Source organism: Leptolyngbya sp. 7M (genome assembly GCF_018128485.1).
Window position 1 is genome coordinate 5,079,061 of record NZ_CP070897.1, and the last position, 14,255, is coordinate 5,093,315.

At 49.1% G+C, this 14,255-nt stretch carries 16 protein-coding genes; 5 read left to right on the forward strand and 11 right to left on the reverse strand.

The features are described from left to right. The first annotated feature begins 2 nt into the window (after positions 1–2). Positions 3–1,694, forward strand: coding sequence for a WD40 repeat domain-containing protein (locus tag JVX88_RS26415; protein WP_211621579.1), 1,692 nt, complete (start codon positions 3–5; stop codon positions 1,692–1,694). Here the strand turns inward: JVX88_RS26415 and JVX88_RS26420 are convergent. Continuing rightward, complete coding sequence (locus JVX88_RS26420) at positions 1,651–3,174, reverse strand: cysteine peptidase family C39 domain-containing protein (RefSeq protein WP_211621580.1); 1,524 nt, start codon at positions 3,172–3,174, stop codon at positions 1,651–1,653. The two genes, JVX88_RS26415 and JVX88_RS26420, sit on opposite strands and share 44 nt — an antisense overlap. 130 nt (positions 3,175–3,304) lie before the next feature. Between JVX88_RS26420 and JVX88_RS26425 the strand changes: the two genes are divergently transcribed. Both JVX88_RS26425 and JVX88_RS26430 read left to right on the forward strand, forming a co-directional pair. Beyond that, positions 3,305–3,772 (forward strand): hypothetical protein, encoded by a 468-nt coding sequence (locus JVX88_RS26425; protein WP_211621581.1) that lies wholly within the window; start codon positions 3,305–3,307, stop codon positions 3,770–3,772. Positions 3,773–3,944: 172 nt separating this feature from the next. Continuing rightward, complete coding sequence (locus tag JVX88_RS26430; protein ID WP_211621582.1) at positions 3,945–4,799, forward strand: hypothetical protein; 855 nt, start codon at positions 3,945–3,947, stop codon at positions 4,797–4,799. Positions 4,800–4,866: 67 nt separating this feature from the next. Here the strand turns inward: JVX88_RS26430 and msrB are convergent, their stop codons facing one another. From msrB to JVX88_RS26455, 5 genes are all read right to left on the reverse strand, one after another. Further along, positions 4,867–5,154 (reverse strand): peptide-methionine (R)-S-oxide reductase MsrB, encoded by a 288-nt coding sequence (msrB, locus tag JVX88_RS26435; protein WP_211621583.1) that lies wholly within the window; start codon positions 5,152–5,154, stop codon positions 4,867–4,869. Next, positions 5,105–5,935 (reverse strand): aminotransferase class III-fold pyridoxal phosphate-dependent enzyme, encoded by an 831-nt coding sequence (locus JVX88_RS26440; RefSeq protein WP_211621584.1) that lies wholly within the window; start codon positions 5,933–5,935, stop codon positions 5,105–5,107. The genes msrB and JVX88_RS26440 overlap by 50 nt, the downstream gene beginning before the upstream one ends. Before the next feature lie 15 nt (positions 5,936–5,950). Continuing rightward, entirely contained in the window at positions 5,951–6,565 is a 615-nt protein-coding gene (gene bioD / locus JVX88_RS26445; protein ID WP_211621585.1) for a dethiobiotin synthase, read from the reverse strand. Positions 6,566–6,642: 77 nt separating this feature from the next. Continuing rightward, complete coding sequence (locus JVX88_RS44430; RefSeq protein ID WP_315875360.1) at positions 6,643–7,041, reverse strand: NAD(P)-binding domain-containing protein; 399 nt, start codon at positions 7,039–7,041, stop codon at positions 6,643–6,645. A 124-nt stretch (positions 7,042–7,165) separates the two neighbouring features. Continuing rightward, on the reverse strand, positions 7,166–7,723 hold the full coding sequence (locus JVX88_RS26455) for a cell division protein SepF (protein WP_211621586.1): 558 nt from the start codon (positions 7,721–7,723) through the stop codon (positions 7,166–7,168). 889 nt (positions 7,724–8,612) lie between these two features. Between JVX88_RS26455 and JVX88_RS26460 the strand changes: the two genes are divergently transcribed. Both JVX88_RS26460 and JVX88_RS26465 read left to right on the forward strand, forming a co-directional pair. After that, complete coding sequence (locus JVX88_RS26460; protein WP_317134449.1) at positions 8,613–9,134, forward strand: hypothetical protein; 522 nt, start codon at positions 8,613–8,615, stop codon at positions 9,132–9,134. A gap of 362 nt (positions 9,135–9,496) precedes the next feature. Beyond that, the gene (locus tag JVX88_RS26465) at positions 9,497–9,700 is read left to right on the forward strand and encodes a hypothetical protein (protein WP_317134450.1); all 204 of its coding nucleotides are present in this window, start codon (positions 9,497–9,499) and stop codon (positions 9,698–9,700) included. A gap of 6 nt (positions 9,701–9,706) precedes the next feature. On the opposite strand, the gene moaC is transcribed toward JVX88_RS26465, so the two are convergent. The 5 genes from moaC to JVX88_RS26490 all read right to left on the reverse strand — a co-directional run bounded on the left by moaC (position 9,707) and on the right by JVX88_RS26490 (position 13,598). After that, the gene (moaC, locus tag JVX88_RS26470; protein ID WP_211621588.1) at positions 9,707–10,210 is read right to left on the reverse strand and encodes a cyclic pyranopterin monophosphate synthase MoaC; all 504 of its coding nucleotides are present in this window, start codon (positions 10,208–10,210) and stop codon (positions 9,707–9,709) included. Between the two features lie 47 nt (positions 10,211–10,257). After that, positions 10,258–11,226 carry a type I secretion C-terminal target domain-containing protein gene (locus tag JVX88_RS26475; protein WP_211621589.1) on the reverse strand — a complete coding sequence of 323 codons (969 nt, stop codon included), beginning with the start codon at positions 11,224–11,226 and terminating at the stop codon, positions 10,258–10,260. Between the two features lie 252 nt (positions 11,227–11,478). After that, positions 11,479–11,826, reverse strand: a complete 348-nt coding sequence (locus JVX88_RS26480) for a NirD/YgiW/YdeI family stress tolerance protein (RefSeq protein ID WP_211621590.1) — start codon at positions 11,824–11,826, stop codon at positions 11,479–11,481. A 66-nt stretch (positions 11,827–11,892) separates the two neighbouring features. After that, positions 11,893–12,270, reverse strand: coding sequence for an AAA family ATPase (locus JVX88_RS26485; protein ID WP_211621591.1), 378 nt, complete (start codon positions 12,268–12,270; stop codon positions 11,893–11,895). Between the two features lie 128 nt (positions 12,271–12,398). Then, positions 12,399–13,598, reverse strand: a complete 1,200-nt coding sequence (locus tag JVX88_RS26490) for an alkaline phosphatase PhoX (protein WP_211621592.1) — start codon at positions 13,596–13,598, stop codon at positions 12,399–12,401. Positions 13,599–14,255 lie beyond the last annotated feature (657 nt).

Below are 14,255 nucleotides of genomic sequence, written 5' to 3' on the forward strand. Positions count from 1 at the left end.
ATATGGTGATTTTGGCTAAACCAGATGGCACATTTAAGCTCTTGCCAGGACATGGAGCAGCCGTGGCAAGCGTTAGCTTCAGTCCAGACGGCCAACTGCTCGTAACCGGAAGCGCGGATGATTCGGTTAAGCTGTGGCAAACCAGCAATCGTCAACTGCTGCGCAACTTTCCCAATCAAGGCGGTGCAGTCACTAGTGTCCGCTTTAGTCCAGATGGCAGAATGCTTGCCGTTGCGAGTGACGATAACACCATCAAACTATGGCAGCTTGACGGTGAACCGATCACTGTCCTCAACGGCCATCAAGACAGAGTGACGCAGATTGACTTTAGCCCCAATGGTCGATTGCTAGCGTCTGCCAGTCAGGATGGAACGATCAAGCTATGGAAAATAAACGTAAATGTGAATATGGATCTAGATGTAAATATAGACACAAATGTAGATGCGAATGGCTCGGATCGTCAGCAAAGCCTTGAATCAGCAGCATCAGTGAATCGCCGAGTTTCTACTCGAACATCCACTCAAAGACCTACTCAAATATCCACTCCGGCATTTACTGAGGCCGATCAATCTACAGAGACTCAAGAGACAAAGCCCCAGGATAATTCGTTCAAAACTATCCAGGGGCACAATGGTGCTGTAACCAGCCTCAGCTTTAGTCCAGATGGTGAATCAATTGCTTCTGGTGGGGCTGATAATACTATCAAACTTTGGCAACTCGATGGGGAATTAATCCAAACCCTAGAAGGCCATGCGGAAGCAGTTACTAGCCTCAGGTTTAATCCCAAGGATGATCAAACTCTAGTTTCTGGCAGCAACGACAAAACAGTCAGAATCTGGCAACTCGGTAATAATCGGCTGCCTGCCTATTTGAAACAGCGCAGAAGCATTGTTACCCAAGTGGATTTTGTGCCAAATTCACAATGGTTGGCGTCTGTAAATGGAGATGGCACAACCAGTTTATGGCAACGAGATGGAGAATTTCTCAAGACTTGGCTGGACAGTTCAACGCACATTACCCAGATCGGTTTCAGTCCAGATGGGCAAATGCTAGTTTCTACCGGATGGGAGTTTGGACCGTTTACCTGGCAATTGAGCCTTTGGCAACAGGACGGTACATTGCTGACGAAACTTGGAGCAGATAGTGAGAAACAGCACAGTGATCGAATTAATTACGCCAGTTTTAGTCCAGACGGTCAGATGATTGCATCTGCTAGCCGAGATAGAACAATCAAACTATGGAAACTGGACAGTACACTAATTAGAACAATCGACGGTGATGCAGAGATGACCCGTGTAATCTTCAATCCTAAGACCGTTGATGGTGTCTTTTTAGCGTCGTTGGACATCAAGGGTAAAGTCCAATTATGGGATCGAGATGGCGCACCTTTGCGCTTTGAACCAGAAAACCGCGATGCCAGTGTGACCAGCTTCAGCTTCAGCTCCGATGGTCAACGCTTGATTGTAGGGTTATTGAATGGAGTGATCGAAATTTGGGGACTCGATGGGCAAATCCTGCAAAGCTTTAGCGGTAGACATACTAGTTACGTCAGCAGCGTCAGGTTCAGCTCCGATAATCAGTTCATTGTTTCAGCTAGCCGCGATCAAACCATCAGGCTCTGGCGTTCCAATGGGACATTGATCGATACATTTAATTGGCATCAGGCGGCAAGGCGCGACTATAGCCAAAGGTGACATTGTTTAACTCGATCTGGCCTTGCAGACGGGCAACGGCATAGGATACGGGTGGCGATGAGGTGGACAAGGAATCGGTTGGGTTCCGCAAAACATCATCTAAGCGATTCAGATCGCCTTCTAGTTCCTGCAAGGTGGTGCCCAAATTCAGCAGACTGTTCACCGGATTGAGAAAACTATTCATCAAGCTCTGAAAGGCCACCAGCATCCCAATACTCAGTTGCCCGTTGATGATGCGAAAGCCACCCAGCAGCAGCAGCACCATGGACATCAGCGCGGCAAGAAACGCAGGCAACACGCCCAGCGATTGGTTCTGGGCGCCTAGCGCCTGCTGAGCATTCATCGCTTTGGCTTGGTAGCCAGCCCAACGAGCAAAGAAGTCCGATTCTGAACCAGATGCCTTCAAGGTTTCTATACTTTGCAGTCCAGCGATTGAGAGTCCGGCAATTTTGCCATATTCCTGCATCAGACGGGTGTGGGCATCAATTCGCTGACGCGATACCCACTGCAATACCAGCACATTGGTCAGCGCAAAACCAATGCCAATCCCAGTCAAAAGTGGATCATACCAGAACATGACTAGGGCATAGAACAGGATCATGATCAGGTCAATTAATGTTGTAGCGAGTTGTCCAGAGAGGACGTTGGCTACACGATCATTAATCCCAACGCGACTGGCAATCTCACCTGCAAACCGCTGACCATAGAAGCTAACGGGCAGATGCAAAATATGCCATAAAAATTGGCTGGACATACTGGTTGCTAACTTGATCTTCAACCGTCGCAAATGCAGCAAACGCAACCAAATTAAAACTCCGCGCAGGATCGCCGTGAGCAATACGCCAAGCAGCAAAGGGCGCAGCCAGTCTTGCATGCCTTGCACCAGAATATTATCTACAAAGACTTGGGAAAAGATCGAAATAGCTAGCCCTGGCAGCACCAGCAGGAATCCGGTCAGAACGCAGTAAGCTAGAGCTTTCCATGAGCCACGCAGACGAGCGATTAAACTGAAGAGCAGGTTGGGTTTGCTACCACCCTTTTGAAAATTTTCTCCTGGCTGCATTACTAACACCACGCCGGTATAAGCTTCATCAAACTCAGTTAATGTGACACTGCGTGGTCCTACAGCCGGATCATTGAGGTAAGCTCGCGATTGATCAAACCCTTCTACTACTAAAAAGTGGTTAAAGTTCCAAAAAACAATGTAGGGGCAAGCCAGATCTTGGAGATCATACAGTTCTTTCTTAAAGCCTTTGGCATTTAAGCCATAGCTCTGGGCGGCACTCAGCAAGTTAGACGCTTTAGTCCCATCTCTGGAAACACCACAGGCTTGCCGCAATTCCGTCAGAGGAACAATGCGGCCATAGTAGCCCAAGATGATGCCTAAGGCAGCGGCACCACATTCTACGGCTTCCATTTGCAGTAAGGTTGGAGTTTTAACCCGCGAGCGAGCTGAATGGTGGGAAGGTTTGCTAAACATATCCGATGAAATCACGCCAGTGATTAATAAATTCCGGTGAAGGATCGAAAAATAGGGAAAATGAAGGTAATCGGGGCGCGTTCTTCCACAATCACTCTCACAGTAGTAGTCGTTCCTGGCGTCAGTTTGAGTGGCGGACCTTGGGAAGAAGACCAACGATATCTACTCACGGTTGAGCGATCGGGTTCTAATCTGTAATAGTCAAGACTTAATGGCTCTCCGGGAAGGCAAGATCGCCCACGTTATACACAATTTTCGTGAGGCTGCTCGTTATGCGGACTCTCCTTCCGTTCGTCGATGGACCGAGCGGGAAGTCGAATATTTCTCTCGTTTGAACAATGACGAAGAGTATATGGAACTTGAGGTAAGTCGCGTTAACCTTGTTGATAGGCTTGCCGCAGCCCGGTCAACCGCTTTACGACTGACCGCGATCGGATTCCCGGTTATCATTGGTGGTCTCGTTCTAAATGAGATCCTCGTGGCCAATATCGGCTGGGCGATCTCTGGCGTAGCTGTTATTTCTTGGGGTATATTAAGTATTCTCATACGGATGCTCTCATCCCGCATTCCGGTCGAACTCGTTGAACCCGGCGATTGAGTTCGTGATCTCGTGCATTATTCTTTTTCACTTTGTCTCCTGTTCTTTCAGTGATCTACGTCTTTTACTAAAGACCAATGAGCAGAGACTGCGCAATTCGGAGCGTCTTTGCAAAAACGCAGGCCCGGATCGTTCAACCGGTACGGTGTTCTTTAGGCACGGAGGAGGAGATATGGATCTTCTGTATAGTTCGGAACTTCAAGATCCAGTGGATTGGGTCGGAATGAACGCGAAGTTAATATTGGCATCCGTGATGAAGGCCGGAGGATGGGCAAAGATATTTCCTGATGGAGTCCCGCGATGGCTACACAAGCTTAGAAACTATTTCAACGTTGAGCCAAGATCGCTGCGACTGGTGGACAGATCCATAAAGGACCATTGGATGAGCGAGATTCGTGCACACGGCAAGTTGAGCGGTATTGTGGGCAAGAGAACCTTGACCGGAGATGTGTATTTCGATGAGGAAGTAGAGGTCTGGTATCAAATGGGAGCGGGCGGCTCAATTTATCATTGGGGCCGGGATGTTATGGTAGCCAGCCTTGAGGCTGCCTTTACACATACGTTCAGAGGACAAGCCAGAACGCCGATCTTCAAGTTGATATGTCCGGATGGGACTGGCGGTTCTAAAGAGACCATCATTATGAATCCGCAAACGAACAAGATATATGTTCAGACCGGTACAGGTTGGCCGGGCTCACGCATTCCGGTAATGCAGGGAAGGGAAAAGATCGGCGAAATAAATAGACCGGAATTGGTGGTCAACCGGGTCGTGACCAAGATGAAGTATCAAGGTTCGTATAACTTCTCAGAGACAGCCGTTGTGGGTCTTGATGAACATAAGAAACGCGACGTAAAACCTCACGAGAAGGATCCGATCTATATCGATCCGCCCGACAGATTTGCTCCGCTGGATAAACGCGTTTTCTCCGAGGCTGTTCTGAAAGCCGCCGGTGCCAAGACAACGAGGGAAAAACGAGATCCGATGAAGGATCTTGATGACCCGCCAATGCGGAAAATGCGAGAGTAGATAAATATTTACATAAGCCCCGCTGATCCTAATTTGGAAAGGTGCTGGACGGCTTCCGGCCACTTGTTCAAGACTTTTGCGGGATCTCTTCGCCGTCAGGAAAAAACTCGAGTGAGGCGGAATTTAGACAGTAACGTTGGCCGGTTGGCGGTGGGCCGTCGGGGAAGACGTGGCCCTGGTGGCCTCCGCAGCGTGCGCAGCGGATCTCCGTGCGGATCATTCCGTAGCTCGTGTCGCGGATGTAGGCAAGATGCTCCTTGTCGAAAGGCGAGTGGAACGACGGCCAGCCCGTGCCCGAATCGAACTTAGCCACCAGTAATCCCTTTAGATAAACAAATAATATCTGGCTGAACATTGGATTTAACGCAAGCAAACCAATCGCCGGTACGACCAAAGCCTGTCATTACTTCGTCAAAGATTAACAGAGTGTTGAACTGATTGGCAATTTGGCGTAAACGCTGGAGGAATTCTGTCCGACACATCCGCATTCCGCCTGCGCCCTGCACGAGTGGCTCAATTAAGATACCGGCATAGGGCAACTGCTCCAGTTTGGTTTTCAACAGCTCAAGGACAGCATCTTCTTGAGACTGCACAGTAGTATCGCCCAGATAGGTGGCTGGAAACGGCACATACTCTACCTGAAATAACAGATCGGAGAACACTTGAGAAAACAATGAGCGTGCCCCAACTGCCATTGTGCCAAATGTGTCGCCATGATAGGCTCCGCTAAAGACAATAAACGTGCCGCGCTGCTCGACTAGTTTCACTTCTTGATTCACCCAGTACTGATAGGCCATCTTCAGCGCCACTTCAACAGCCGTGGAACCATTATCGGAATAGAACACTCGATTCAGGCCAGAGGGCAAATGCTGCAAAAGCTGCTCGGCCAACTGCTCGGCTGGGTCATGGGTCAATCCGGCAAAAATCACCTGCTCTAGGGTTGTAGCCTGCTGATAGATGGCGGCGGCAATTTCGGGATGGGCATGGCCATGCAGGTTTACCCACCAGCTCGAAATGCAGTCCATGACTCGACGGCCATCTTCTAACTCTAGCCAGATACCCTGAGCAGACTTGACCTTGAGCGGCGGTGGCGCGGTTTTGGCTTGGGTGTAGGGATACCAGAGATGGGGGTGCATAGGCAATAGAACCGGCTAAAGACGAGCGAACGCCTGTTTGAGTGTATCAGGATTGACGGCTGGTAGGGGTTCTAGTTCGCCTAAAATTGGCACCTGACCGTAGTGGGCAATCGCATCTCGGTTGCTGGGATTTTTGGGGCCATTTAGGATCACGCCTAGAATGGGTACACCAGCGTGACGCAGTTGGGCAATCGAGAGGAGGGTGTGGTTAATCGTGCCCAGCGTGCTGCGAGCCACCAAACACACGGGCAGATCGAGATGCTGGATTAAATCAATTATGAAATCCTGCTGATTTAAGGGCACCATCAGCCCTCCGGCTCCTTCCACAATCAGGTGCGGTTTGGTAGTGGTTGGAAGCTGAAAGTCGCTCAGGGCAATCTCGACTCCGTCAATGGCGGCTGAAGCGTGGGGCGACAGGGGTTGGGTGAGGCGAAACCGCTCTGGAATGAAGTGAGAATCGTCTAACCCGGTGGTTTGGCGCACGTACTCGGTGTCGGTGATTGGCTCTAGCCCAGACTGCACAGGCTTCCAATAGGCGGCTCCCAGTCCCAGCGTCAACATGGCTGAGACAACGGTTTTACCCACGTTGGTATCCGTACCTGTAACAAAAAAACGAGCGGGAAATAGCATAGGGTCGGCTAAGTCAATCGACACACTCACTGTAGCTCTCAATGGCATTCATCCTGAGTGCTTGAAAAAATTCTCTTTCACTGGCGGAATTGGCTATGGATATTGGGCCGGTGGTGACGCGCGCCAGTCTGCTGGAGGCATTGGAGTCGCTGGCATGGCGCAGTCTGATTGAACGGCGATCTGGAGCCTACACTGAGCAGCCCGTGGTGATGGAGTACGTGACCCATCGCCTGATCGAACAGATCTCCACCGAGCTGATCAGACTCCAGCTGATTCACAACCGCATCAAATACCTGAGGCTTGATTGCGAGCAGCAGGATCGGCGCGGCTATCAAGTCTTGATTCTCAGCTGTCACCTGTATGCCGTATTGCTGGGCTAAAACAGCGCGACGCTGTGCTTGCGGTTCGCTTACCAGTACAGCCTCAGGTGAATAGGACTTGTTGCTCAAAAGGCGGGATAAGAGAGCTTCTCCCATTACCCCGCCGCCAATAATTCCCAATTGAATGGACAACTGAATGAATACTCCTTAATCAGATCTCGTCTTATAGAGCTTTGAGCGCTCAACTTTTCTGATGACGAATTGATTAGGTGGACATAACCTAAGCCATCCGAACCTGGTCTGTCATCCAGGCAGAATTGGCGTTGACAGGACGACGCATCGTTGGTTGTTGAGTGGCGTTGAGATCGTTGCCATTGCCAAGTTGAGTGCTCACCTGCACACAGTTGGGCGTGAATAGGAAAATGCTTTCGCCAATCCGCTCTTGGTGACCATCGATAGCATAAGTACCGCCTGCCACAAAGTCTACAGCCCGCTGAGCCTGGTCTGGGTCCATAATCGTCAGATTCAGCACTACCGATTTCCGCTCGCGTAGCGCCCGAATCGCTTGGGGCATCTCTTCAAAGGTTCGAGGTTCCATCACCACAACTTCAGACATTCCGTTCACCGCGCCTGGCATTCCAATTACATTACTCATAGATGAACCTATACCCATATTAGTAGTAGTAGAGTCACTAGAAAGCATCGTTCTCTCCCGCATCCGCCGTCGTCGCGGTTCTTCTTCTGGGGCAACTTGGGGATGCTCTTCCTGATAGAGATTTTGGTACTCTTCTCCATCTACTTCTTCGTAATCATATTCGTAGTCTACAGGTTCAGTCATGCCTACAAAATCCCTCAACTTTGAAAAGATACTATTCACTGTTCACGCTCCATCACAACTAAGGTTAACTAGAAAAACCTCAGATTAGCCCAAGCAACATCCTCTAGCCGTGCATATGGTTCATACCGAAGATAACGAACTGGAGGTACTTTTAAGGCTACTCCTTTACCTCAACTCTCAGGTAATGCCTTAAGCGCAACTCATTAAACCACAGGTTTAACTCATTGAGTATTTTAGCCCTGTATTTAATTTATTTTGCTTGTTTCGCTTCAACCGATTCAGAATTGAGTCAACAGTATACAACCAAATCCCTGAAATCAATAACCAAACCAAAATTTAACAAAAGTAGTCAAACAGAACCGCTAAAACTATAGTTACGAGCACCAAGGACGCCAAAAAATTCGGCTACAAAACCACTTCAAAATTCATCGAAGCAATTCAGTAATCCGTATATTATCTAGCTTCAAGCAAATTAATAGAGTTAAAAACCATCGAGCCTGCACTGTTCAATAGTATGATATTCGGCTCCAATATTAAATCCGTTGAACCTAAAGTAATCCTTAAGATCAATCGCTCAATCGAGAAAAGCATTAGGCCGGTATATATACAGTTTATCTAAGCGGGAATAAGCCAAATAACAGGCCCGGAGGAAACCGGAATAACGAAAAACAAAGCCAATTTCAGCTACTTTTTCGCTTGCCTCTCCATTTGTCCCTAGTAGTGTAGCCCAACATTTTGGATCATACAAGAAAAATTTCAGATTTACCACCTGTAGCGCGACAAACTCAGAAAATGGGGTTAAGCACCCTACAGGCAGAGCCGTCGGCGCATCACCTTCCGCAAAAACGATCCGGTAGCGCTGGCCTGTTTGGATTATGGTTACAAGATCGTGCCATCTCAGTCCGACAAAGACGAAAACGGGCGATTGCTGGATGATCCGTTTGATCCTCGCTGTACCGAATGGCTGGTGGAAATTCCGGTGGAAGTCCTGTGGGCCAATCTACCCGGAGCTGACGAGATTGACATCTCCAAGTTTTCGGCTCTGGCCCAAACGGATTTCTACATGCAGGTGCAGAAATACTACACGGCTCACAATACCTCGGCCACGATTGAACTGCGGGAAAGCGAAGTCGAAGATTTAGCCAAACGGATCTATGACGCCATCCAAACCGACGAAGGCTATATTTCCGCCGCGCTGCTCGCTCGCTTCGACGATCACCAAACCTTCCCGCGTCTGCCCTTCGAGCCAATCTCCAAAGCTCAGTACGAACAGCTGCATCAAGAAGTGTTGTTGCGGCGACGCACCGATGATTTCCAGCAGTCGCTAAAACGCTATGACTCTGGTGAATTGTTTGAGGCGGGACCAGCGGGCTGCGACAGCGACAAATGCATGTTGCCAGAGCAGAAGTAGGCTAAGGGTAACGCATCTCAGTCAATCTCAGTGAATTGAGCGGAGGGTATGATGCTCTCCGCTTTTTGCTGTCATTCGTACCAGAGTCCACGTTTGGTGATCTTATCGTCCTCCAATTTTACCCAGCTAGAATGGCCAAAGCAGCCGAGTCCCTTGGGCTGCGGAGTCTGGAATCTCTCCTAATATTTGGGCTGCCTGTCGTCAGGTCACTTCTGAATCGGCAGTTTTGCCAAGCACGGCAAAGGGAATCAGTCCGGAGTATTGGTTCAATCTACTCGACCTGTGACTCGCTTGCCGAGAAAACGATTGCTCGCGCTAGGATCGATCTTGGCGAGTGTGATTAGAAGGGTTTGCGTATGTTTATGGATGAATTGACCCCAGTATTTCAGCAGCTCACTGGCTATCCAGTGGCGTTTCTAGGTGGCTTTGTTTCGGGGCTGCTGCGGTTAAATTTGGCCGAAGATCCGGTGAAAAGCTGGCTGGATCAGCAAACGGGTTCCTATACGCCCAGCACGCCCTCCAGCACCAATGGCAAAAATGGTCCCCAGTCGATCACGATTGAGTAGAATCTATCAGCCAGAAGCCAGATAATCGCCCGATTTGCCGCCGGTTTTGCGCACCAGATGAATCGCCTCGATCTGAATCGACTTTTCGAGTGCCTTTGCCATATCGTAGAGAGTGAGGGCCGCTACAGAAACGGCAGTCAAAGCTTCCATTTCTACCCCTGTTTCGGCTTTGGTTCTCACCTCGGCTTGAATTTGGTATCCGGGTAGGATTGGATCGGGCGTAATTTGAATTTCGACTTTTTGCAGCGGCAGCGGATGGCAGAGCGGAATTAAATTCGCCGTTTGCTTTGCGGCCATAATCCCCGCAATGCGGGCCGTTCCCAGCACATCACCTTTAGGCGCATTACCCGTTTGAATTGCTTCCAATGTTTGAGGCAACATCCGCACCCGGCCTATCGCCAACGCAGATCGCACCGTTACAGCCTTGTCAGAAACATCCACCATTTGCGCCTGTCCCTGCGAATCGAGGTGGGAGAGGGTAGTTGAGTCTGGTGTTGCAGGTTCTGTCATGGCACGATTACTCCTAGAAAAAAGTAGGTAACAACAACAATCGTTAGTCACCACGCGACTAGTTGTTGAAGGCCGCGATTGCTGCGATCTCCATCAGGATCAATGCGGATCACAGTGCGTGAACCCGACTGTACAACATCTACATAATCGCTAAAGGGTTGAGTGCTGCTATAGTTGCGTCTGGCAAAAATTTTGCTGAGATCAATCACATCTTCGGTAGCTGAAAAGTCGGTGATGCGATCGCTTCGATCCCGCACTGTTTCATAGACAAACCGATCGCGTCCGGCACCACCTGTTAAGGTATCATTGCCAAATCCGCCGATTAACATGTCATTGCCCGCGCCACCATTGAGCTGATCGCTACGTCTACCGCCAACCAAGATATCATCTGCCGCACTAGCTGCACTCGTTCCTAAGCGATCAAACACAACAGCACCATTGGCCTTCATGATGCGACGAGCTTGAAACTCGAAGTCATCGTTATCTAATTGCCCGATCACCGTGACACGATCCCCCCGCGCTACCGACAAACGGCGATCGTCTAAATTGGCATCGACTCGAATTCGTCTAGTACTATCTTGCAAGATAAATTCATCTTCATCGATAATCCGAGCAATTTGTCCTGCAATTGTTTGAACCGAGCTAGGAGTCAATCGATTAATATTGACGATGCCATTCTGCGGATTGAGGGTTAAGTTACTAGAGGTGTTGCTAGAGCTGTTTCCAGAGCTATTTGGATTAGCCGATTCCGGCATTAGCCGATCTAGGATAGCGGTACCGTCTGCTTGAGTAATCTTCAGCGCATCAAATTCAAAATCATCATCGAGCTGTCCTGTAACTGTTAGCGCTTGATTCAGGGTTACCGGCAGACGACGATCGTTGTCCAAATTGGCATCGACTCTGATTTGTCCAGTACCATCTTTGAGAATAAACTCGTCCTCATCGGTAATCCATTCGATGGTGCCTACGATAGTTTGTAGCATTCCGCGCTGTAAATTGCTAATGGTGATATTCATAGTTAAATTGAATCGTAAATCAAACGGTGGATTATTAGTGAAGCAACTAATGTTTAGAAACAGCGACGCAAGAGCTATCAACCGATAATCACTCAGTCAGAGAATGTAAACGGATCGGACCATCTTGGCTGGCTGACGCCCCTCGAACGGAGAAGCTAAATCTCTAGAACGGTCCTAGCTGGTTTGACTGCAGCTATATAACTTCTAGACTGTAGTGCTATCGATTGATAATCCTTTGCAAAATCTAATGAATCAATCATCAAAGATTTGAACAACATCGCCATTCTCACGGGTGAGCCGAATGGCATCGAAACTGTTGTCATCATCGTAGGTTCCGATAACCGTGACTTGTTCACCTTCGGCTAGATTGGCTTGCCACAGCGGGCTATCGTCGGCTTCTACTAAAATCTGCCCGGTGCCATCATCTAGAATGAAATCTTCATCATAGATGCGAACAATCCGTCCCGAGATAGATGTACTGTTGGCACGTTGCAAATTTTGAATTGTAGTTTGAGCCGTCATCCTAGGTTGAGCGGTGAGCAAGGATGGCACAGCTAAAATAGCGGCAAGAACGAAACCTGCTCCTAGGATAAATCTCATCTGAATTGACCTCCTGGTATTCTCTGCTTACTTTCTAGGTTGCCAAGCAAAAGTAACAAGAAGGTTTCAATGAAATGAGATGGGTAGGTGGCGGAGCCTGCGCGGAGCGCAGCGGGTGGATGGGTAGATGAGTGGATGGGTGGATGAGTCGCGCACGGCGGCCGTGAGTGGCCCGTCGTGCCAAACCGTTTCCTCTCCCTCAAGCAAAAACCGTCCGACAAGATCGGTGGCAGAAAGGTCCTCGTGGCATGCCACAGTGATCAGCGGCCGCCCGAGGCGGTGCGCCATATATTCAACAAAACGTGTCTTGCCGCAGCCTGTCGGGCCCTTTAACAATGCCGGGAGCTTTGCGGCATAAGCCGCTTCGAAGAGCTCAACCTCTTTTCCTACGGGAAGATAAAACGGTTCATCCGCAACCTTATATTTCTCAACGGCAAGTTCCATTCGGCTCTATCTTAGCAAATCAAAAGCCGGTTATCAGTTTTCACTTGTTAGTTATAAGGTATTTCTGCAGAGATCATTCGGACCATAGACTAGCTAAGAGCCGATCAAGTTCTTAAGAGATCCGGAAATTATGACCTGAATTTTGACCAATCGCCCCAGATGGCGAGCGTAACGCCAGCGGTTTGTAGATTTACAAACATGGTCTTCCCATCCGGCGAGAAAACAGAACCTGCGAATTCACTTCGCGGGAATTTCTCGCTTACATTTGCCGCGAAGTTGGCTATTCTCCCGTCGGCATTAAGTATCCTAAGGTAGTTTTTAGATTCAAGCCCGTCGTAATCGCCATCCTCGCAGATCATCAGCCGATCGCTATTCGGCATCAGGCAAATGTTATCGGGCATGAACAGAACATCTTTACTGGGCGATTCGAAGAGTAATCTCATTCGCCCCTCGTCTCGGCTGACCGGTTCGTACATCCAGATCTGGCCGGCTTTGCTGTTACCGCCGCTGGTTGCCGCAAAATAAACTCGGCCCTTGGCGTCGATCTCGCAACCTTCCAAGCGGGCAAATCGGGCGCCGCCCTTCTTTAATCCTTGTTCGTGTACCGCTAAGCGATTCACATCGGCCGACTCCGGATCCGGATCATCAATGGTTACCCAATTCACTGAATATTCGGCATTTACAGGCTGGTCGGTCCTTGTGTCAAATTCCGCCTTTTCGGCGACCGCAAGCATCTGAAGTACACCGCCATTGGCCAGTTTTCCGTAGCTCTTTGGCAGAAAACGATAAAACCCCGAAGAACCCATATCTTCGGTCATATATACGACGCCGGTTTTTCGATCGACAGCGACAGCTTCGTGCTCGAAGCGGCCCATTGCCTTGAGCGGTTCGGGTACAACCTCGCTGTTGGCGGATGCGGGAACTTCAAAACAATAGCCGTGGGGCTTCTTGAATCCGCCCGTGCGACGCCCGTCTGATTCACGCACACGCACCGTCTGCCCGAGAGTTGTTTCCTCGCAAGTGATCCAACTTCCCCAGGGCGTCGGCCCACCTGCACAATTTATCAACGTCCCGGAAAGGCTGACAAAATCACGAACAACGGTTCTTGTTTTTGGATCGATGACCAAAGTTGTAGTACCGCCGCCGCAAGTATCGTCATAATGATAGCGACTGCCTATTCCGGCATTCTCTGCTGGCAGGCTTCGGCCGGCAACCTCGTGATTCCGAACAATGCGAAGCTCTTTGCCGACCTTGAACGTCCATTGTCCGTCGTGAGCGGCTGGCGTCGGTCGCCCGTCCGACATTATTTCCTTAACACGGCCGAGCACTTTGTATTCGAATCCTTTGGGTAAAGCCAGCAGTGTTTCACCTGTATTCTTAGCCGCCGCAGGGAAGAGTTCGCCATAGCCCGCCGCCCTGTGTTTCAGGAAGACTCAAAAACGCGAGAAGAGTTTCTCAGCTTGATTCGCCATCGTCCAGCATTCTTCTAAGCTCAATTCCGGTTGGGTTGGTAATCAAAATCCAGATTTGTGATGTTTTGATTGTCAGCTCCATTAACAAATTGTGCTCGATTTAGCGGTAGAGGTGTTTTCTGACATCTCTATCGCTTTTGTCTGTTTGTATCCTGTAGTTTTTAGATTTTTACAATTTATGCGTTTCTATGCAGGTATAGCAATTCAATCTTGCTGATGAAGGCGAAAATTACTGACTGCTTCAGAAAAATTATCTGCACGAGTTGTTCTTGATCAAATTACTAAGTAGATCAACATCATTAATTTGAATTAATTTGAAGATCCGTAGCGCAAGCACCTGGCTGGTACGAGCCTCTCGCCCGCACTATATCTTGATCTTGTTAATTTGGTTGACCTACTTAGAACTGCCTGATTCCTGCTGATGGCTGCTGACCTCACAATAAAAATCAGGTAGAAATTGACAAGTCCAAAAGCACAGGTCGGTAAATAGGAAATGCAGGGGCAATCATTCTA